Source organism: Mycobacterium shimoidei (assembly GCF_900417275.1).
Classification (GTDB): domain Bacteria; phylum Actinomycetota; class Actinomycetes; order Mycobacteriales; family Mycobacteriaceae; genus Mycobacterium; species Mycobacterium shimoidei.
The window spans coordinates 4,730,486-4,750,091 of record NZ_UEGW01000001.1; the positions used below are offsets into that span (position 1 = coordinate 4,730,486).

The window sequence follows — 19,606 nt, forward strand, 5'->3', positions numbered from 1 at the left end:
CCGACCTCGCCGACGATGTACACGCTGGACCCGGCGCGGCCGGTGTTGGTGCGGCCCGACGGCACGGTCCAGGTGGGCTGGGATCCACGCCGCGCCGTCCTGATCGAGCCGCCGCGCGGGATGACCGCCACCGATTTGGCCCGGATGCTGCGGTCGATGCATTCGCCGACACCGATGGCCGCGCTGCAACGCCAAGCCGACGCAGCCGCCGTGCAAAAGCTGATCACCCGCCTCGTCGAGGCCGGAATCGTCACCCCCGGACCCCGGCAACAGGCCGGTCGATCGGCATCGATCCGGGTGCACGGGCGTGGGCCGCTGTCGGATCTGCTCGTCGGCGCGCTGCGCTGCTCGGGGGCGCGCATCACGCACACCGGCCACCCGCACGCCGCTGTGACAGCTGCCGGGGCCGACCTGGTGGTGTTGTCGGACTACCTGGTCGCTGATCCGCGGATGGTGCGCGAGCTGCACAACCAAGGCGTCGCGCACCTGCAGGTGCGGGTGCGCGACGGCACCGGGCTGGTGGGGCCGCTGGTCATCCCCGGAGTCACCAGCTGTTCAGGCTGCGCCGACCTGCATCGCCGCGATCGGGATGCGGCCTGGCCTGTCGTCGCCGTCCAGCTGCGCGACACCGTCGGCACGGCCGACCGTGCGACGCTTATGGCCACCACGGCGCTGGCGCTCAGCCAGGTCAACCGGGTGATCGGGGCGCTGCGCGGCGCGGACGGCGGGCCCGATCCGGGGCCGCCCTCGGCGTTGAACGCGACGTTGGAATTCAACGTGCACACCGGCTCGATCGTGGCCCGCCATTGGCCGCGGCATCCGCTGTGTTCGTGTTGACATCGTTTGTTGGCAGATCGGTGCTCGGGGATGTCGAACCGTCATGGATGATGGATGTGTGGCAGACATCAAACGTGGGAGCGCCGCGCGCAACGCGAAGCTGGCCGGCCTATCGGTGGGCATCGCGGGCCGGACCGCGCTCGGATTCGGCAAGAGGCTGGCAGGCAAGTCGCAGGACGAAGTCAACGCCCAACTGATGGAAAAGGCCGCCCATCAGCTCTTCACCGTGCTGGGCGAGCTCAAGGGCGGCGCGATGAAGGTCGGCCAGGCGCTATCGGTGATGGAAGCCGCCATCCCGGAGGAGTTCGGCGAGCCCTACCGCGAAGCGCTGACCAAACTCCAGAAGGACGCGCCGCCGCTGCCGGCCGCCAAAGTGCACCGGGTGCTCGACCAGCAACTCGGCACCAAGTGGCGCAACCGGTTCGCCTCGTTTGATGACGCCCCGGTGGCGTCGGCCAGCATCGGCCAGGTCCATAAGGCGGTGTGGTCCGACGGTCGCGAGGTCGCCGTCAAGATCCAGTACCCGGGCGCCGACGAAGCGTTACGCGCCGACTTGAAGACCATGCGGCGCATGGTCGGTGTCGTCAAGCAGCTCGCACCCGGCGTGGATGTCCAGGGCATTGTCGACGAGCTGATCGAACGCACCGAGATGGAGCTCGACTACCGTCTGGAGGCCGACAACCAGCGCAAGTTCGCCAAAGCCTACGAAGGCCACCCGCACTTCCTGGTGCCGCATATCGTGGCCAGCGCCCCCAAGGTCGTCATTCAGGAGTGGATCGACGGTGTGGCGATGTCGGAGATCATCCGCAACGGCACCCGCGAACAACGAGACCTGATGGGCACCCGGCTCGCGGAATTCCTCTTCGACGCGCCACGCCGGATCGAGTTGATTCACGGTGACGCTCACCCCGGCAACTTCATGCTGCTACCCGACGGACGGATGGGTGTCATCGACTTCGGCGCGGTGGCGCCACTGCCCGGCGGGTTCCCGACCGAATTGGGGATGATCATCCGGCTGGCCCGCGACAAGAAATACGACCTGGTCCTGCCGACGATGGAGAAGGCCGGTTTCATCCAGAAGGGCCAGCAGGTGTCGGTGCGCGACATCGACGACATGCTGCGTCAGTACGTCGAACCCGTCCAGGTCGAGGTCTTCCACTACACCCGTAAGTGGTTGCAGCGCATGACGAACCGCCAGATTGACCGCGGGGTCGCACAGATCCGCACCGCACGGCAAATGGATCTGCCGCCCAAGCTGGCAATCCCGATGCGAGTGCTCGCCTCGGCGATGGCGATCATGTGCCAGCTGGACGCCCATGTGCCGACCCAGGCGCTGTCGGAGGAGCTGGTCCCCGGCTTCGCCGAACCCGACGCCGCGGTGGTCTAGCGACTTTTTACGTCGCCAAAGTGCAACTACCGACGCTGTTACTCGAGAAACGTGTCGGTAGTTGCACTTTCGCGGTTCAGGCAGACTCAGGCAGCGACCGGCTCCTTGCGCGGCCTGCCCCGCGGACGCTTGCGGTCGACGACGCAGCCGCGGTCAAAGATCTCGCCGCCCCACACCCCCCATGGTTCGGCCCGTTGCAACGCGGCGGCCAGACACTGACTGCGGATCGGACAGTCGGCGCACAACAGCTTAGCGCGCTCCAGGTCAGCGGGACTGTCGGCGAACCACAAGTCGGGATCGCCGACATGACACGGCAGCGTCGGCAGCTTTCGGTCGCGGACTGTGCGGATCGACATGTCCTGTCACCTGCTTCCTGGTCGGGTGGTGGTCTTCTCGAGATCCGGACCAGGTGGCGGGCTGACGACCTAAAAAACTGGCCACGGATCTGATTCGAGTCCGTGGCCGTCGGGTTCCTGGCAGTTAGGTGGAGCCCCGATCCACGGACGCGGCGGCAGCGGCGGCGTGATGCCGCGGCGCAGCCGATACGGCCGCCGCGACGGCGTGCGCAGCACGGTGGAAGCCAATGGTGATCATCGTGACTTCCTCCTCTCGTGCTTTGATGCTGCGGGCGTGTCAGAAACTGCGGCTTGAAAGGTTAGATCGTAGCAGGACCGCGGGCAACCGATTTTTTGACCTGCGGTTTTTGTGGCGACCCGCCGCGCGGTTTTAGCTCCGGCTGCGGACCATCTCCAGCACGTCGGCCCCGAACTGCTCCAGCTTGCGGGCGCCGATACCGGGGATGGCGACCAGCGCCGCGTCGTCGGTGGGCAGCATTTCGGCGATCGCGATCAGCGTGTTGTCGGTGAACACCACGTAGGCCGGGACGTTCAGATCCTTCGCGGTGCGCAGCCGCCAGTCTTTCAACTGCAACAGCAGCTCGTCGTCGACGTCGGCGGCGCACGTCTCACAACGACGCAACATGATGGCTGCCGGTGTGATGAGCCGGTTGTTGCAGATCCGGCAGCGCTGTGAAGTGCCGGCCTTGCGGCGCGGCTTGCCCGGCGTTTGACCCGGTTCTGCCTGCGGGGCGATTCCGTTGAGGAACCGCGACGGCTTGCGGCTGCCCCGCCCACCCGGAGTGCGCGACAGCGCCCAGCTGAGCGCCAAGTGCACTCGGGCCCTGGTGATTCCGACGTAAAGCAGCCGGCGCTCTTCCTCGACGGACTCGCTGTCGGCGCCGTGGGCGAGCGCATGCGAGATCGGCAGCGTGCCGTCGGCCAACCCCACCAGAAACACCGCGTCCCACTCCAGCCCCTTGGCGGCGTGCAGCGACGCCAGCGTCACGCCCTGCACCACCGGGGGATGGCGCGCGTCGGCGCGTAGCCGAAGCTCGGCCACCAGACCCGGCAGATCTAGCTGTGGGCGGTGCGCCACTTCCTCGTCGACCAGCTCGGCCAACGCCGCCAGCGCTTCCCATCGCTCCCGCGCCCGGGCGCCGGTCGGCGGCTGCGCGGTCAAACCGAGTGGTTCAAGCAGTTCCCGCACGACGTCTGGCAATGCGCCGTCGCTGCCGCGGTCGGCGGCCCGTTGCAACACCAGCAGCGCCTGGCGGATCTCTTGGCGGCTGAAAAACCCCTCACCACCGCGCACCTGATAGGGAATCCCGGCCTCGGTCAGCGCTTCCTCGTAGACCTCGGATTGGGCGTTGATCCGATAGAGCACCGCGATCTCTGCCGGCGCGGTGCCGGCGTCGATGAGCTTGGCGATCGCCTTGGCCACCGCCGCCGCCTCGGCGACCTCGTCGGAATACTCGTGAAAGGTCGGCACCGGGCCCGGGTCACGCTGGCCGACGAGATGCAATTTGCTGCCGGCCACCCGCCCGCGGGCGGCGGCGATTACCCGGTTGGCCAACGACACCACTTGCGGGGTCGAGCGATAGTCGCGCTCGAGGCGCACCAGGGTGGCGTCCGGGAACCGCCGCGAGAAGTCCAGCAGGTAGCGCGGAGTGGCACCGGTGAACGAATAGATGGTCTGGTTGGCGTCGCCGACGACGGTCAAGTCGTCACGATCGCCCAGCCACGCCGAAAGCACCCGCTGCTGCAGCGGGGTGACGTCCTGGTATTCGTCGACGACAAAGCAGCGGTACCGGTCGCGGAACTCCTCGGCGACGGCGGGGTCGTTTTCGATCGCGGCCGCGGTGTGCAACAACAGGTCGTCGAAGTCGAGCAGCGCCACCCCATCCCCGCGGGCCTTGAGGGACTCGTAGCCCGCATACACCGCGGCGACCTGCGCGGCATCTAGCGGAATGTCGCGGCCGGCGCCCGCGACCGCCTGCGCATACTCTTCCGGCGAAATCAGCGACGCCTTGGCCCACTCGATTTCGCCCGCAAGGTCTCGCACGTCGTCGGTGCTCAATTGCAGCCGGGCGCGGTTCGCTGCGCGCGCGACAACGGCGAACTTGCTGTCCAACACCTCCCAGCCGGTGTCCCCGACCACCCGTGGCCAGAAGTACCGCAGCTGGCGGTGGGCCGCCGCGTGAAACGTCATCGCCTGCACATTGCCGATGCCCAGCGCACGCAACCGGGCGCGCATCTCACCGGCTGCCCGCTGAGTGAACGTCACCGCCAGCACCTGCCCCGCGGAAACGTGGCCGGCGGCGACGAGCTGCGCGATGCGATGCGTGATCGTGCGGGTCTTGCCGGTTCCGGCCCCGGCCAGCACGCAGACCGGGCCACGGGGCGCCAGCACAGCCTCGCGTTGCTCATCGTCGAGATCAGCGAGCAGGGCGTCCTCGATCACCGGCATGGCGTCCATCTTGGCAGTGCCGGCCGACAAACCCGTGGCAGCGCCACGCGGGGCATACCTTTTGGCTCGGTTATGTTTAACGGGTTATGTCTGTCTCACTCACCATGTACACGACGTCGTGGTGCGGCTACTGCCATCGGCTCAAGACGATGTTGAAGGCCGCCGGGATCGCCTACGACGAGGTCAACATCGAGCAGGACGCGGCGGCCGCGCAGTTCGTGAGCTCGGTCAACGGCGGTAACCGGACCGTCCCGACGCTGAAGTTCGCCGATGGGTCGACATTGACCAACCCCGCGGCCAGCGAAGTCAAGGCGAAGCTGGCCGAGTTGGCCGGATAAACTCAGCCGGCCGCCGCCCAGGATTCGATGATCACCCGGGCGATCGAAACCGAGCCGGGCAGAAGCAATCTGGACTCTGAGTTGCTGCCCCAATCGCCGGCGGCCAACGCCTCACGCACCTCGTCGCGGGTGAACCACGCCGCTTCGGCGATCTCGCCGTCGTTGAACGAGAACTCCTGATCGGGGTCGGCCAGCGCGTGAAAACCGACCATCAGCGAGCGCGGGAACGGCCACGGCTGACTGCCCAGGTAGCGCACATCACGCACGGTCAGGCCGATCTCCTCCCGGACCTCGCGTGCCACGCAGGTCTCAAACGACTCGCCGGCCTCGACGAACCCGGCCAGCAGCGAGAACAGGCGCTTTGGCCACACCGTCTGGCGGGCCAGTACGGCACGGTCGGCGCCGTCGTGAACCAGACAGATCACCGCCGGGTCGATGCGGGGGAACTCCTCGTGGCCGGTGAGCGGATTGACCCGCGCCCAGCCCGCGCGGGCCGGTCTGGTCGGCGAGCCGTCGACAGCCGAAAAGCGCGCCTGGTCATGCCAATTCAGCAATGCGATGGCTGAGGACACCAGCTGCGCGCTGATGTCATCGAACAGTTCACCCGCCCGACGCAGGTCGGCCACCTGTGCATGCACATCGGCGTCCTCGGGCGCTTCCAGCGGCCCGCGCACCGCCCACACGTGCCGGCCGTCCTCGATGCGGCCCAAAAACACAGCGTCCGGCGGGGGTTTGTCGCCCAGCTCGTGGGCGGGGCGCAGCACCACCCGGCGGCCGGCGACCAGCACCTGGTTGCGCCGGTCCACCCGCAGCAGGGCGGCCTGTTTCCACACGGAGGCGGCGGCCTCGACGTCGGTGCGCAGATGATCTGCCCGGTCCGCGCCGATGCGCGACAGCAGCGGAACGCTGTGCAACTGAAAATCCACGCTATTTCCCCGCGCTGCGGACGTAGAGCAGCCGGTCGCCGGCCTCGATGGCGTCGACCTCGGGCGCGTCGACCCGCATCAGGCGACCGTCGCGGACCACGCCGAGCACGATGTCGCTCAGATGCCGGGGCGACCCGCCGACCTCGCTCGGCTCGACCTCGCGTTCGGCGATCGCGAACCCGGCGGCGGGTGTCAGCAGGTCCTCGATCATCTCCACCACGCTGGGCGTCGTGGTGGCAATGCCGAGCAGCCGGCCGGCGGTTTCCGAGGACACCACCACCGAGTCGGCGCCCGACTGCTTCAGCAGGTGCTGGTTCTCCGCCTCCCGGATCGACGCCACGATCTTGGCATTCGGCGAGAGCTCCCGGGCGGTCAGCGTGACCAGTGCCGCGGTGTCGTCACGGCTGGTGGCCACGATGATTGAAGCGGCGTGCTGAACTCCGGCCAATCTCAGCACATCCGACTTGGTGGCATCGCCGTGGACGGTCACCAGCCCGGCGGCCCCAGCGTGCTCGAGCGCGGATTGGTCGGTGTCGACGACGACGATGTCGGCCGGCGGCACCTCGTCGGAGATCATCGCGGTGATGGCCGTCTTGCCTTTGGTGCCGTAGCCGATGACGACGGTGTGGTTGCGCACTCTGCTCCTCCAGCGCTGGATCTTCAATGCCTGCCGCGATGTTTCGGTGACGACCTCGAGTGTCGTCCCGACCAACAAGATCAGGAAGGCAATGCGCAACGGCGTGATGACCAAAACGTTGACCGCACGCGCAACCTCGGTGTACGGGGTGATGTCGCCGTAGCCGGTTGTCGACAACGTCACCGCCGCGTAGTAAAGGCAATCCAGCAATGTCAGCTCGGAGCCCCGGGCATCGCGATACCCGCTACGGTCGGCGTAGACGAACGCCGTCGCAGCGAACAACGCAAACAGGGCGATGGATATCCGCCGGGAAATGATGCGGGCCGGGCTCGCTCGCCCTTGCGGGATCCGCAGCACACCGACCAGGGCATAACTGGGCTGGGCAGTGAGCCTCTCGTCGAGGCGCCGCAACCGCCGCCAGCTAGGGCCGGCCACAGCAACCCATCATCGGTTGTCGCACGACACAATGTAACCATGACAGTCACCGCAGCCGCCGCTCAGCGCGACGCCAGCCAGAAGCCCGCCTACCGCATGGCGATGATGCTGATCGGCATTGGGATCACCCACTTCTTGGCCCCGAAGCCCTTCGACAGCATCGTCCCGGTCGAGCTGCCGGGCAGCCAGCGGTTCTACACCTATGCATCCGGCGCCGCCGAGATCGGAACCGGCGCGCTACTGCTGGCCAGAAGCACCCGTCGGTTCGGCGCACTGCTGGCCGCAGCGTTATTCGTCGCAGTGTTTCCGGGCAATCTCAACATGGTGCGGCTGTGGTGGGACAGGCCTTGGCCGATGCGGCTGATCGCGCTGGCCCGGTTGCCGTTACAGATCCCGATGATCACCTCAGCGCTGAACATCAGGCGCATGGTCTTACCGTGAGCAGCCTCGCAAGCTCGTCGTAATCCGGCAGCGAATCCGGTACGACCGTGGCACCGGTACGGACATAGTGAAACGCGGTGCGCACCAGGCTTTCCGGGCAACCAGACAGCGCCGCCCACGCCAGCCGGTAGACAGCGAGCTGGACCGCGGCGTGCCTGGTGGCCTCCGGGCCGTGCGGCGGCTCACCGGTTTTCCAGTCGACGACCGTCGCGCCGCCGTCCGGTTCGGCGAATACCGCGTCGATGCGACCGCGTACCACGGTGTCGCCGACGGCCATCTCGAACGGCACCTCGACCGCGACCGGGACGCGCGCCGACCACGGCGAGCCGAGGAACGCCGCCTGCAGCGCGGCCAGCTCTTCGGCATCGCCCTGGGCCAAGTCGGTGTCGGCCGCTCCGGGTAGATCTCCCAGATCGAACAATCGCTCGGCACCGTAGAATCGCTGCACCCAATCGTGAAAAGCGTTGCCCAGCAGGGCATGTGGATCTGGGCGCGCCGGCAGACGGCGAGCCAGGCGTTGCGCTGCCCCATCGGGATCCCGGGATAGGTCGACCAGACCGCTGACCGACAACTGACTGGGCAGACGCAGCGTCGGCGGTTGCGCACTGCGGGCGCGCTCGGCCAGTAGCGCATCGACATCGGGATCCGCGGGCGCCGCGCACTCCGGGTTCGATATTGCCGCGGCCACCAGCGCCGCTCCGCGTTCCACGTCGGCGCGGCGCCCGCCCAGCGGGTCCACGGGCCAGGTCGCTTCAACGATGTTGTCGCGCAACGGGTTATGTTCACCGTCGGCCGGTGCCGGTGCCCATTGCTCGACGATGCCGCAGTCCTGGTCCTCGATGACGTCTTTGAGCTCACACAGGAAATCCGACGGGCCGCGCGGCTTGATCCCGGTGTCGCCCCAGTGATGGCCGGACAGCAGAAGAGTGTCCTCAGCGCGGGTGATGGCCACATACAGCAGCCGACGTTCCTCGTCGACGCGGCGCTGATCCAGCTGCTGGCGGTGCGCGAAGATCTTGTCCGACAACTGCTTCCGGTCGGTCACTTCTGAGGTGTCCAGGACGGGGACGCCGTGCGCGCCCGCCGAGGCGCGATCGCCACGCAGCAACGGCGGCAGCTCGGCGGGATCGGTGAGCCAGGTGCGACCCGACGCGGTCGACGGGAAGACGCCGCCCGACAGGTGCGGAACCGCCACCACCTGCCACTCCAGTCCCTTGGCCGCGTGTACGGTGAGCACTTGGACCCGATCCTTGGCAACGGCGAGTTCGCCCGGCGCCAAGCCGTTTTCGACGACAGCGGCCGCATCCAGATAGGCCAGCAGACCGGTGACCGACGACTGAGCGGCGGTGGTGGCCCGCTCGGCGTATCCGACGACCACGTCGGCGAAGGCGTCCAGGTGTTCGACGCCGGTCCATCCCGGCGTCGGCGGCTGCCCGGCGCGGACCTCGACGTCGACACCCAGCACGCGGCGCACCTCTGCGACCAGTTCGGGCAGCGGATGGCCCAGATGCGCGCGCAACGCCGCCAGCTCGTCGGCGAGCGCGACGATGCGCCGGTAACCGACCGCCGAGTATTGGCTGGGCGGCCCCGGGTCGTCGATAGCGTCGGCCAAACCGGCGGTATCAGTGTCGGATCCGGCTGCCGCGGCGATTGCGGTCGCCCCGGCCGAATCCGGCTGCGCGCCGCCGTCCAGCGCCACGGCGCGACGCCACAGCGCGGCGATGTCGCGTGCGCCGATCCGCCAGCGCGGGCCGGCCAATACTCGTATCGCCGCGGACCCGGCCGCCGGATCAGCGACCAGGCGCAGCATCGCCACCACGTCGGCGACCTCGGGGATGGACAGCAGGCCTGCCACGCCGACCACCTCCACCGGGATTCCGCGGGCCCGCAACGCGGCGGCGATCGGCGCGGCGTCGGAATTGCGCCGAACCAGCACCGCGGCGGTCGGCGGGGCGACACCATCGGCGCGGGCTCGCCGGTAGTGCTGCTCCAGACGATCGGCGATCCACGCGCGTTCGGCCCGCACGTCGGCCAGCAGCGCGCAACGGACGGTCCCCGGGGCGGCGTTGGGCCGCGGGCGCAAGGCGCGCACCGCCACCGAGCGCCGCCGCGCTTCGGCCGAGACCGCATTGGCCACCTTCAGCGTCCGCGGTGGGTTGCGCCAGCTGGTGCGCAGTTCCAGCACCGGCGCCGGTGTGCCGTCCGGTCGGGGAAAGTCGGTGGTGAACCGGGGCAGGTTGGTGGCCGAGGCGCCGCGCCAGCCATAGATCGACTGGATGGGGTCGCCGACGGCGGTCAACGCCAACTCGCCGTCGACTCCCCCACCGAACAGCGACGACAACACGACGCGCTGGGCATGCCCGGTGTCCTGGTATTCGTCGAGCAGCACCACCCGGTAGCGGTGTCGCAACTGCTCGCCGACCGCCGGGAACGCCGATGTCAGACGTGCGGCGGCGGCCATCTGCATGCCGAAGTCCATCACCTTTTCGGCCCGCATCCGCCGGTGCAGCTCGTCGATCAACGGCACCAGTTGGGCGCGTTCGGTTTGGGTGGCCAGCATCCGCAGCAGCCATTGACTGGGGCCGCGATCACGTTGGTAAGGGCCGGCCGGCAACGTGTGCACCAGCCGCTCCAACTCGAGGTGGATGTCGCGAAGCTGCGCGGTGTCGACGAGGTGTTCGGCAAGCTGGCCGGACAGCCGCAGCACCATCGAGGTGACCGCGGCGGGGGTTTTGTCGGTATGCAGCTCGCCGCGATAGCCGGTGACCACGTCGAGGGCCAGCTGCCACATTTCGGTCTCGCTCAGTAGCCGGGTGTCCGGCTCGACGGCGTGCAGCAGGCCGTGGTCGCGCAGCAGCTGGCCGGCGAAGGCGTGGTAGGTGCTGACCGTCGCGGTCGCGGCTTGATCGGCGACGGGCTCGGTGGGGATCAGACGTGCTCCGGCCAGCCGGGCCAGCCGGGAGCGGACTCGGCGCAGCAATTGCCCGGCCGCCTTGCGGGTGAACGTCAGTCCCAGCACTTGATCGGCTCGGGCGTAGCCGTTGGCGACCAGCCAGACCACCCGCGCGGCCATTGTCTCGGTTTTGCCGGCACCAGCTCCGGCGATGACCACCAGCGGCCCCGGCGGCGCGGCGATGACAGCGGCCTGCTCCGCGGTCGGCTCGAAAAGGCCTAGAGCACGGGCTAGTTCGGCGGGACTGTAGCGCGGTGTCATTGGGATTCCTCGGTGTGGGCCGGGCAGCTCGGGCGCACCGGGCAGTGCGTGCAGCCATCGTTGATGCGGGCAACGAACTGCGGTCCGGCGGTCGCGGCGGAGGCTTGGCGCAGCAGCTCACGCCACTCCTGCGCCAAGGCGGGCGTCAATGGATCCTGCTCTCGTTCGGTGGGGCCGCCGGCATTCGGCCGGCCCAGGTACACCAGCCGGGCGCCGCCGGGTTCGTCACCGTGCGAGACCAGGCCCTCGGCCACCGCCAACTGGTAGGCCGCCAGCTGGGCGTGCCGCTGCGCGTCGTCCTTGCTGACCGGTGTCTTGCCGGTCTTGATGTCGACGATCACCAATCGGCCGGCCGCGTCGCGTTCCAGCCGATCCACCCGGCCGCGCAGCCGCACACCGTCAACCACTCCGTCGACGTCGACTTCGACGCCGACTTCGGTTAACTCTCCTCGTGTTTGGGCCCGCCATCCCAGGAAGGCCTGCAGCATGGCCCGGTGGCGGGCCAGCTCGTTGGCCGCATACCAGCGGGATTCGAATGGCAGCTGCTGCCACGCCCGGTCCAGTGCGGCCAGCAGTGTCGACTCGCTGCCGTGTGGCTCCGCGATCAAGGCGTGCAAGACCGAGCCGATCGTGGACCGCAGATCGCGGGGGTCGGTTCCGCCGTGTCGTTCGACCAGCCAGCGCAGTGGGCAATCGGTAAGCGTCTGCAAGCTCGACGGCGTCAACGTGACCACGTGGTCGTCGGTGCTCCACAGGGGCTCGGCGGTGCTGATTGGCGCCATGCCGTACCACGTGGCCGGATCGGCGCCCGGGACGCCAGCACGAGCCAGGCGCGCCAATTGCGTTGCCGCGCTGGCTCGCATGGCGTCTGGGACCGCGCCGTCCGGTGCGCAGACGACGCCGCGCAGTCGACCCACGACCGCCGCCGCCGACAACACCCGCGGCGCGGCGACCGGTGGCGTGTCGGCACCGCCGCTGTTGTCGGTGGCCCACTCGGCGACGTCGAAGAAGAACGGTGACGGCAACGCGGTTTGGTCATCGGCACCGCCGTCGTCGCTGTCAACCGCGGTCACCAGCAGCCGACGGCGGGCCCGGCCCATCGCCGCCACCAGCAGCTGTCGCTCCTCAGCCAGTAACGGTGCCCGCATCGAGGCGTTGTCGCCGATCCCGTCGATGACGTCGAGCAGCCGCTGGGTGCCCAGTACCCCGCCACGCGGAGTCACGTTGGGCCACAACCCTTCCTGCAAGCCGGCGATGACTACCACATCCCATTCGTGTCCGAGCGCGGCGTGCGCGCTGAGCACGCTGACCTCCTCGGTCGATCCGGGCTCGGGATGCGGCGGGCGAAACTGCAGGGCCCCAACGTGATCGAGCAACCCGCGCAGCGACCCGCCAGGTGTACGGGATACGTATTGGTCGGTGATGTCGAATAACGCAGTCACGGCATCCAGGTCACGGCCGGCCTGCGCACCGGCGGTGCCCCCGCGCTGCCACGCGGTCAGCCAGCGGCGCTGCAGACCCGAACGATGCCACGCCGCCCACAGCGTGTACCGCGGGTCGTGGCCGTCGCGATGACAGCGCGCGGCTGCATCCAGCACCGCCCGTACCCGCCGCAGCGGGCGCGCCTGGGCGGCCGGCAGCGACGGGTGATCGCCGCGCAGTGCCTGCACCAGCAGGTCGTCGAGTTGCCAGTCGGGTGCGCCGCGGCGCAGCGTGCGCCGCAGCTGGCGCAGGGTTACCGGGTCGATGCGCCCGATCGGCCCGGTCAGCAATTCCAGCGCCCGCTCGCCGGTCAATCCGTCGGCAGTCGCGGCCAGCACGCTCAACAGGGCCCGCGCGGCGGGCTGTTCGCACAGCAGCCCGCCACCGCTCGGCACGGCGACCGGGACACCGGCCCGGGTCAGGGCGTGCGTCAGCCCGGCGGCGACGCGCGGCACTGATCTGACGATGACGGCCATCTCCGACCAGGGCACCCCATCGATGAGGTGCGCGCGGCGCAGCGCGTCGGCGATCAGCGCCGCCTCAGCCTGCGCGGAAGCCGCCAACCCAACGGTCACTGACCCGGAATCGGTTCCGCCACCGTCGATTCGCGGATGCTTGCCGACAAGTCGTCCGGCCACTCCGGAGATGGCCCGGGCCACTGCGGGAGCGCAGCGGTGCGACGTCGTCAGCGTCACCGACGGCGATTCGTCGTCGAGCAAGGCGGCCGGGTCGCCGCCGCGAAATCCAAATACGGCCTGGCTGGGGTCGCCGGCGATCAGGGTCGTATCCGCGCCGGCGGCCAGCACCCGTACCAAGCGGCAGGCCTGTCGGTCGAGTTGCTGGGCATCGTCGACAAGCAGCACCCGGACCCGGGCGCGCTCGGCGGCCAGCAACTCCGGGTCGACGGCGAACGCCTCCAGCGCCGCGCCGACCAGCTCGGCGGCTCCCACCGCCGGGGTGGTCGCCTGCGGAGCGGCCGTCCCGACTGCGGCGCGCAGCAGCAGCACCTGCTCGTACTGTTGGGCGAACTGCCCGGCCGCCACCCAGCCGGGGTGTCCGTGCAGCCGGCCCAGCCGCTGCAGGTCCCGCGGGTCGACTCCGCGTTCGGCGCAGCGCGCCAACAGATCCCGCAGTTCGGCGGCGAACCCGGCGGTACGCAGCGCCGGGCGCAGCTCCGCCGGCCAGGCCGTCGCGGCGGCGGGGCCGTCCTGCAAGTCACCGGCCAGCAGCTCGGCGATGATGGCGTCTTGTTCGGCGCTGGTCACCAGTCGGGGTGGTGGCCCGCCGGCGCGTTGCGCCGCCAGCCGCAGCACGGCGAAGGCGTAACTGTGCACCGTGCGCACCAGTGGTTCGCGAATCACGCTGCGGCCCTGGTGGTCTGCGCGCGCCTGCAACAACTGCGTCGTCAATGCGCTGCGCGTCGCCGTGGAAATCCGGCCTGAACCCGTCAGGAGCAGAACCGATTCCGGATCCGCGCCGGCGGCGATGCGGGCGGCTGCGGCGTCGACCAGCAGGCTGCTCTTGCCTGTACCGGGACCGCCCAGAACTCGAATCCGGCCGCGCAGATTCGGATCCAGCACGGCGCTCGCCTGCCGACCCCACCGATGTGCCATACCTGCATGAGACCACGAACGTCGGACAAGTCCGTACGCGCTGGTGAACGGGCCGCGCCGCGGACGAATGCGGTGCGGAAGCGACGATTACAGCCGGCGGGAAATATCCCCGCCGTCGTCGGGGCGGTGCTGCTCGGGAGGGGGCACCGGAATCGGAGTCAGTCCGTGCCGCGCCTCACCCGGGCCGGCCTGCGGTGCGGCCATGGTCTGGTCATCGCGCTGCGCCTCGGGCTGCGGCTCGGGTTGCGCCGATGCGTTGTCGCCGTCGCGCCCTTGCTGCGGTGCACCGGCCACACCGGCTGGGCCTTGACCGGCCATCTCGGGTCCGCCTTGGGGTACCTGCCCGCCAGCTGACGGGGCGTGTCCACCGTGGCCTGCGCTTTGGAACGCCTGCATCATCGGCTGCATCAACATGCCGAACTGGCTGCCCATCTGACCGGCCATTTGCCCTGGCGCACCGGCCATTTGGCCCATCTGGCCGGCCTGGCCGGCCATTTGGCCGAGTGACTGGACGATCTGCATGACTCCCTGCTGGCCGGAGTCATCGGCGCCCTGGTACGCCATGGTGGCCGCACCGAGCTTGCCGTTGAACATGGTCTCCTTGCCCTGCAGGGCAGCCACGTTGGCTTCCAGCGGAGCGGCCATCGTCGGGAGGACAGCGGAGATCGTCGCGCTCATCGGGTCCTCACCGGGCGGGATCATGGGCATCTGAGGGATCTCGACCGTCGCCGGGTTCCAAGTCAAAAACCCGTCCGGCTTTTGCATCGGTGCGCCAGTCATCAGCTAGCGTCTCCTTCCCCGCTTCGTACTCCCGGATCACCAATCATCGTCACCCTCGTCTTCGGAGAGGTCGTGGTCGAGCGGCGTAGGAACCGGCAGGCCCGCCCGGGAGCCACCGCTGACCCCGCGCTGGCCCATCATGCCCATGGGGCCCATGCCGCCCACAACTCCGCCACCGGCCACCGGCGCTGCACCGGCGGTCGCCGTGGTGCCCGCGACAGCGCCTTCCTCAACCGCCGTCGGAGCGACCGTCGTGTGCTTGTCCACCAGTTTGGCCATCAGCGGGGTCCGGGGCGAGCTGCCACCGGCGCCGGGAACCGACGCTCCATGCCCAAGACCTGCACCGGCCCGCGCACCCGAGCCCCCGGCCGCCGGGTGGTTGGAAAACGCCGGAAACGGCGACACACCCGCTCCCGCGCCGCCGGCGCCGCCTCGGCCGAGCTGACCGAACATCGACGAAATCTGCTGCAGAGGCTGGGTCATCTGCTGTAGTCCCATGCCGCCGGTCATCTTGCCGAGTTGCTGCGGTACCTGCCCCATTTGGGACATCATCTGGCCCATCATCTGCATGCCCTGTTGGCCACCCTGTCCGCCAGCCTGGCCGGCCTTTTCCGCCGCCTCGCCGACCTGGCCCACTCCCGGCACGCCACCGGGCGGGATCGGTATCGCGGCCGGGTTCACCGCCGGCACCCCAAGATTGCCCGCGAGTTCGGACGTGCCTTCCATGACGTCGGCCATGTTCTGCGACTGACCGAGCTTGATCGCGCTCTGCAGCAGCTCTTCCTTGTTCTGGACCGGCATGGCTTCGATGGCCTCGCACATGTGCTGTATCTGTTGCGCGGTCGCGTTCACCAGCGTTTTCGTCTTGACAACGGAAGCCTCCATGGTTCGCAACGCAAGCGCGATCGCCGAGGCCTGGGCAGCGTTGATCTCATGGCCGCTGATGATGGTGGAGGCTTCGCCTTGCGCGGCCAGCGAACCGGCGCCCGTCCAGTCGGCGCCGAGTTTCGTCATCTGGCCCTGCTGTTGGGGAATCACGACTGCGGTCAAGTGCATCGCGAGCTGCTCAAACTGCTCGGCGGCCTCCGCGAGCAGTTCTTCTTCGACATTCGGCCAGCCGGGACCCACCAGCGTCTGCGACCCGTACGGGGTGCTGTCGCGAGGGATACCCATCAGCCGACCTTTCTTACGCGCGTGCAACCGGCAATAAAACCTTACTGCGCAGCTAGGCCCCTCCTTTACACATTCTCGACGGCCTCCTGGCACCATCAACGCGTGTCTCGCCTGAACGTGCACCGCTACGGCCCGCGAGGACCCGTGCAGGTGCTGGCGATCCACGGGTTGACCGGGCATGGACAGCGCTGGGAACTGCTCGCGACCCGTCACCTGCCCGAGATCAGCGTCGCCGCACCCGACCTGATCGGACACGGCCGGTCGTCGTGGGCGGCGCCGTGGACGATCGACGCAAATGTCGCGGCGCTATCTGCGCTGCTCGACGAGGAAGCCGATGCCCCGGTGGTGGTGGTCGGCCACTCGTTCGGGGGCGCGGTCGCGCTGCACCTGGCCGCCGCCCGGCCCGACCGGGTCGCTGCGCTGGTGCTGCTTGATCCGGCGGCGGGGCTGGACGGCGAGTGGATGAGGGAGATCGCCGAGTCGATGCTGGCCTCGCCCGATTTCCCGGACCCCGACGAGGCCCGCGCGGAGAAGGCCGGCGGCGCATGGGCCGACGTCGATCCCGCCCTGCTGGACGCCGAAATCGACGAGCACCTCGTCAAGCTGCCCAACGGCCGGTACGGCTGGCGGATCAGTTTGCCGGCGATGGTGTCTTACTGGAGCGAGTTGGCGCGCGATGTCGTGCTTCCGGCCAAGGGCACCGCGACGGCGCTCATCCGCGCCACCCGGACGTCGCCGCCCTATGTCGGCGACGGGCTCATCACCGGGCTGCAGGACCGGCTCGGCACCGATTTTCGGCTGCTGGATTTCGACTGCGAGCACATGGTGGCCCAGGCCAAGCCGGCCGAGGTCGCGGCCGTGATCCGTGACCGGATGCGCTGACGATGCCACCAGTCACCGATGCGCAGATCGAGCGGGTACGCGCCCTGGTCGCCGCAATCCCTGCGGGCCGGGTCGCAACCTACGGTGATATCGCTGCTGCCGCAGAGCTTTCCAGCCCGCGCATCGTCGGCTGGATCATGCGCACCGACTCTTCGGATCTGCCCTGGCACCGGGTGATCACCGCATCCGGGCGTCCGGCACGACATCTGAGGACCCGACAGCTGGAACTGCTTCGCGCCGAAGGGGTATTGGCCGTCGACGGTAGGGTCAATCTGACCGAGGTTCGCCACAAGTTCTCGCGAAAGTGCAACTAGCGACAGCCTTTCTCGAGAAACGTGTCGGTAGTTGCACTTTCGCGGTCTAGAGGAGCAGGCGGACCAAGGCGGCGGTGCGGGCCAGCCCCGGGAAGGCCTCTGCGGTGGAGCGCGGGTGCAGCGCATGCACGGCGAGCCGGAACATCAACGCCCGCAGCAACATCTGCGGCCACTCCGGCAGGGCGTTCCAGCGTTCGATGAGCCCGTCGTCGGCTTCCCCCCAAGACAGCGCATCGACGACGACGACGCCCGCTGCCCACGACGCGGGGCGCCAGTAGGGGGTGATGTCGGTGATGCCCGGCGGGGCCGTACCCGCGAAAAGCACCGTCCCGTAGAGGTCGCCGTGCACGAGTTGGCTGGGGCTCTTGGTGGGTCGCCGCAGTCCGGCCAGCTGATGTATCAGCTCGATCGACCGCTGCCCGTCCGCGGATGCGGGAGCGGTTCGCGCCGTCGGCGGCAATCCCTGCAGCGGTCGTTCTTCCCAGGCAGCGCGGTCGGCGGCGATGAAGATATCGACGTCGGCCCACGGCGCGGAGGGACCTTGGGTGAGAAAGCGCGGGCGTTCCAGTTTGCTGGTGGCCTCGTGAAGCCGGATCGCCGCCGAAACCACCTCGTCGTGCCGCGGCTCGGGGGCGCCGGCGACGAAAGTGTCTGCCCGCCAGCCGGAAACCACGTAGCGTCCGTCGGTCGAGCGGACCGGCCGGGCCAGGCGCACCCCGTCCACGAACAATGTCTCGCGAACTTTGGCTGACCATGCGGCGCGGGCATTGTCGGCCACCATTGACAGCACGACCTCGCCGCACCGCCAGCCGCCTTCCCAGCTGGCACCCAACGGCACCGGACGCACCCCGCTCAGACCGAATGCCGTCAACACATGCTGCGGTGGCGGCTCGAGGTTCACACGATCAGACTAATGGCGGTTAGCAAAGCTGAGGCTTTAGTACATCACCATGTCGGGCTCCATTTGCTGAGCCCAGGCGACGATTCCGCCTTGCAAATGCATCGCGTCGGTGAAACCAGCCTTCTTCAGCACGGCCAACGCCTCGGCCGAGCGGACACCGGTCTTGCAGTACAGCACCGGAATCCGGTCCTGCGGTAACTTCGCCAAACCTTCACCGGAGTTGATGGACGACTGCGGAATCAACTGTGCGCCGTCAATGTGATTGATGTCCCACTCCACCTGCTCGCGGACGTCGATCAAAGCGACCTTCTTGCCGGAGTCCAGCAACTCGCGCAATTCACGCGGGGTGATGGTGGCCTCGGCCGCCGCGCCGGCAGCTTCCTCGGACACCACGCCGCAGAACTCGTCGTAGTCGATCAGCTCGGTGATCTTCGGGGTCGCCGGATCCTTGCGGATGGTGATCGTGCGGTAACTCATCTCCAGCGCGTCATAAATCATCAACCGGCCGAGCAACGGTTCGCCGATACCGGTGATCAGTTTGATCGCCTCGGTGCCCATCACCGACGCGATCGACGCGCACAAAATCCCCAGCACACCGCCCTCGGCGCAGGACGGCACCATGCCCGGCGGCGGCGGCTCGGGATACAGGTCGCGGTAATTGATGCCACGGCCGTCGGGCGCATCCTCCCAGAACACCGACACCTGGCCTTCGAAGCGATAGATCGAGCCCCATATGTAGGGCTTATGCGCCAATACCGCGGCGTCGTTCACCAGATACCGGGTGGCGAAGTTGTCGGTGCCATCGAGAATCAAGTCGTATTGCTCGAACAGCTCAACCGCGTTGTCCGGTTGCAACCGCACTTCGTGCAAGCGCACTTCGACCAGCGGGTTGATCTCGGCGATCGAATCCCGCGCGGACTGCGCCTTGGGCCGACCGACGTCGGAGACGCCATGGATGATCTGACGCTGCAGGTTGGACTCGTCGACCACGTCGAAGTCGACGATCCCGATGGTGCCGACCCCGGCCGCGGCCAGGTACAGCAACGCCGGGGCGCCGAGCCCACCGGCGCCGATCACCAGGACCCGGGCGTTTTTGAGCCGCTTCTGCCCATCCACGCCGACGTCGGGAATGATCAGATGACGGCTGTAGCGTGCGACTTCGTCCCTCGTCAGCGCGGCGGCCGGCTCAACCAGCGGTGGCAACGACGTCGACACCCGATCACTCCTCAACGTCTTAGAAGCTTCGTCAACTCTGTCCATCTCAGCAGTTGCCAGGATCAACGGCAAACAGCCGGGGAAGCTTCCCGGGTCGCGCCCTGCATCGTCGCCCGGGCTGGCTTGATTGCCCGGCTCCTCCTCATCGCGCTACGCGCTCTGCATCGTCGCCCGGGCTGGCTTGATTGCCCGGCTCCTCCTCATCGCGCTACGCGCTCTGCATCGT

Annotated in this window: 16 protein-coding genes; 6 read left to right on the forward strand and 10 right to left on the reverse strand. The window is 68.5% G+C overall.

The window, feature by feature from the left end; translation table 11 throughout:
- The first annotated feature begins 15 nt into the window (after nucleotides 1-15).
- Together MSP7336_RS22950 and MSP7336_RS22955 are read left to right on the forward strand one after the other, a co-directional pair.
- Entirely contained in the window at nucleotides 16-837 is an 822-nt protein-coding gene (locus tag MSP7336_RS22950; protein WP_069396546.1) for a cyclodehydratase, read from the forward strand.
- Nucleotides 838-880: 43 nt separating this feature from the next.
- Nucleotides 881-2,224, forward strand: a complete 1,344-nt coding sequence (locus MSP7336_RS22955; protein ID WP_113964683.1) for a macrolide-binding ATPase MABP-1 — start codon at nucleotides 881-883, stop codon at nucleotides 2,222-2,224.
- Between the two features lie 86 nt (nucleotides 2,225-2,310).
- On the opposite strand, the gene MSP7336_RS22960 is transcribed toward MSP7336_RS22955, so the two are convergent.
- Both MSP7336_RS22960 and MSP7336_RS22965 read right to left on the reverse strand, forming a co-directional pair.
- A complete protein-coding gene (locus MSP7336_RS22960; RefSeq protein ID WP_069396548.1) occupies nucleotides 2,311-2,580 on the reverse strand; it encodes a WhiB family transcriptional regulator in 270 nt (89 codons plus the stop codon).
- A 370-nt stretch (nucleotides 2,581-2,950) separates the two neighbouring features.
- Nucleotides 2,951-5,029, reverse strand: coding sequence for an ATP-dependent DNA helicase UvrD2 (locus tag MSP7336_RS22965; RefSeq protein ID WP_084226489.1), 2,079 nt, complete (start codon nucleotides 5,027-5,029; stop codon nucleotides 2,951-2,953).
- Between the two features lie 86 nt (nucleotides 5,030-5,115).
- Here MSP7336_RS22965 and mrx1 point away from each other — a divergent pair, with 86 nt between their 5' ends.
- Nucleotides 5,116-5,367: a mycoredoxin Mrx1 gene (gene mrx1, locus MSP7336_RS22970; protein WP_069396550.1), complete on the forward strand. Its 252-nt coding sequence runs from the start codon at nucleotides 5,116-5,118 to the stop codon at nucleotides 5,365-5,367.
- Between the two features lie 2 nt (nucleotides 5,368-5,369).
- Here the strand turns inward: mrx1 and nudC are convergent, their stop codons facing one another.
- Nucleotides 5,370-6,293 carry an NAD(+) diphosphatase gene (gene nudC / locus MSP7336_RS22975; RefSeq protein ID WP_069396551.1) on the reverse strand — a complete coding sequence of 308 codons (924 nt, stop codon included), beginning with the start codon at nucleotides 6,291-6,293 and terminating at the stop codon, nucleotides 5,370-5,372.
- 1 nt (nucleotide 6,294) lies between these two features.
- Nucleotides 6,295-7,365 carry a potassium channel family protein gene (locus MSP7336_RS22980; RefSeq protein ID WP_069396552.1) on the reverse strand — a complete coding sequence of 357 codons (1,071 nt, stop codon included), beginning with the start codon at nucleotides 7,363-7,365 and terminating at the stop codon, nucleotides 6,295-6,297.
- Between the two features lie 39 nt (nucleotides 7,366-7,404).
- On the opposite strand from MSP7336_RS22980, the gene MSP7336_RS22985 reads away from it, so the two are divergent.
- Nucleotides 7,405-7,806, forward strand: a complete 402-nt coding sequence (locus MSP7336_RS22985; RefSeq protein ID WP_113964684.1) for a DoxX family protein — start codon at nucleotides 7,405-7,407, stop codon at nucleotides 7,804-7,806.
- Here the strand turns inward: MSP7336_RS22985 and MSP7336_RS22990 are convergent.
- The 4 genes from MSP7336_RS22990 to MSP7336_RS23005 form a co-directional block, all read right to left on the reverse strand.
- Complete coding sequence (locus MSP7336_RS22990) at nucleotides 7,784-11,020, reverse strand: ATP-dependent helicase (RefSeq protein ID WP_113964685.1); 3,237 nt, start codon at nucleotides 11,018-11,020, stop codon at nucleotides 7,784-7,786. The two genes, MSP7336_RS22985 and MSP7336_RS22990, sit on opposite strands and share 23 nt — an antisense overlap.
- Nucleotides 11,017-14,115 carry an ATP-dependent helicase gene (locus MSP7336_RS22995; RefSeq protein ID WP_113964686.1) on the reverse strand — a complete coding sequence of 1,033 codons (3,099 nt, stop codon included), beginning with the start codon at nucleotides 14,113-14,115 and terminating at the stop codon, nucleotides 11,017-11,019. The genes MSP7336_RS22990 and MSP7336_RS22995 overlap by 4 nt, the downstream gene beginning before the upstream one ends.
- An 87-nt stretch (nucleotides 14,116-14,202) precedes the next feature.
- Nucleotides 14,203-14,895, reverse strand: a complete 693-nt coding sequence (locus MSP7336_RS23000) for a polyadenylate binding domain-containing protein (RefSeq protein WP_069396556.1) — start codon at nucleotides 14,893-14,895, stop codon at nucleotides 14,203-14,205.
- 36 nt (nucleotides 14,896-14,931) lie between these two features.
- Nucleotides 14,932-16,068, reverse strand: coding sequence for a hypothetical protein (locus MSP7336_RS23005; protein ID WP_113964687.1), 1,137 nt, complete (start codon nucleotides 16,066-16,068; stop codon nucleotides 14,932-14,934).
- Nucleotides 16,069-16,170: 102 nt separating this feature from the next.
- On the opposite strand from MSP7336_RS23005, the gene MSP7336_RS23010 reads away from it, so the two are divergent.
- Nucleotides 16,171-16,950 carry an alpha/beta fold hydrolase gene (locus MSP7336_RS23010; RefSeq protein ID WP_181786900.1) on the forward strand — a complete coding sequence of 260 codons (780 nt, stop codon included), beginning with the start codon at nucleotides 16,171-16,173 and terminating at the stop codon, nucleotides 16,948-16,950.
- 2 nt (nucleotides 16,951-16,952) lie between these two features.
- A complete protein-coding gene (locus MSP7336_RS23015; RefSeq protein ID WP_069396559.1) occupies nucleotides 16,953-17,264 on the forward strand; it encodes an MGMT family protein in 312 nt (103 codons plus the stop codon).
- 46 nt (nucleotides 17,265-17,310) lie between these two features.
- Here MSP7336_RS23015 and MSP7336_RS23020 read toward each other — a convergent pair whose 3' ends face one another.
- Both MSP7336_RS23020 and moeZ read right to left on the reverse strand, forming a co-directional pair.
- On the reverse strand, nucleotides 17,311-18,165 hold the full coding sequence (locus tag MSP7336_RS23020; protein ID WP_069396560.1) for a TIGR02569 family protein: 855 nt from the start codon (nucleotides 18,163-18,165) through the stop codon (nucleotides 17,311-17,313).
- Nucleotides 18,166-18,201: 36 nt separating this feature from the next.
- Nucleotides 18,202-19,380, reverse strand: coding sequence for an adenylyltransferase/sulfurtransferase MoeZ (moeZ, locus tag MSP7336_RS23025; protein ID WP_069396561.1), 1,179 nt, complete (start codon nucleotides 19,378-19,380; stop codon nucleotides 18,202-18,204).
- Nucleotides 19,381-19,606 lie beyond the last annotated feature (226 nt).

What these genes read in the sequence shown, in the direction of transcription:
- MSP7336_RS22995 (WP_113964686.1), bottom strand. Translation starts at nt 14,115, where the DNA reads ATGGCACATCGGTGGGGTCGGCAGGCGAGCGCCGTGCTGGATCCGAAT.
- mrx1 (WP_069396550.1), top strand. Translation starts at nt 5,116, where the DNA reads ATGTCTGTCTCACTCACCATGTACACGACGTCGTGGTGCGGCTACTGC.
- MSP7336_RS22950 (WP_069396546.1), top strand. Translation starts at nt 16, where the DNA reads ATGTACACGCTGGACCCGGCGCGGCCGGTGTTGGTGCGGCCCGACGGC.
- MSP7336_RS23005 (WP_113964687.1), bottom strand. Translation starts at nt 16,068, where the DNA reads ATGGGTATCCCTCGCGACAGCACCCCGTACGGGTCGCAGACGCTGGTG.
- MSP7336_RS22955 (WP_113964683.1), top strand. Translation starts at nt 881, where the DNA reads ATGGATGATGGATGTGTGGCAGACATCAAACGTGGGAGCGCCGCGCGC.
- MSP7336_RS22960 (WP_069396548.1), bottom strand. Translation starts at nt 2,580, where the DNA reads ATGTCGATCCGCACAGTCCGCGACCGAAAGCTGCCGACGCTGCCGTGT.
- MSP7336_RS22965 (WP_084226489.1), bottom strand. Translation starts at nt 5,029, where the DNA reads ATGCCGGTGATCGAGGACGCCCTGCTCGCTGATCTCGACGATGAGCAA.
- MSP7336_RS23015 (WP_069396559.1), top strand. Translation starts at nt 16,953, where the DNA reads ATGCCACCAGTCACCGATGCGCAGATCGAGCGGGTACGCGCCCTGGTC.
- MSP7336_RS23000 (WP_069396556.1), bottom strand. Translation starts at nt 14,895, where the DNA reads ATGACTGGCGCACCGATGCAAAAGCCGGACGGGTTTTTGACTTGGAAC.
- MSP7336_RS22985 (WP_113964684.1), top strand. Translation starts at nt 7,405, where the DNA reads ATGACAGTCACCGCAGCCGCCGCTCAGCGCGACGCCAGCCAGAAGCCC.
- MSP7336_RS22990 (WP_113964685.1), bottom strand. Translation starts at nt 11,020, where the DNA reads ATGACACCGCGCTACAGTCCCGCCGAACTAGCCCGTGCTCTAGGCCTT.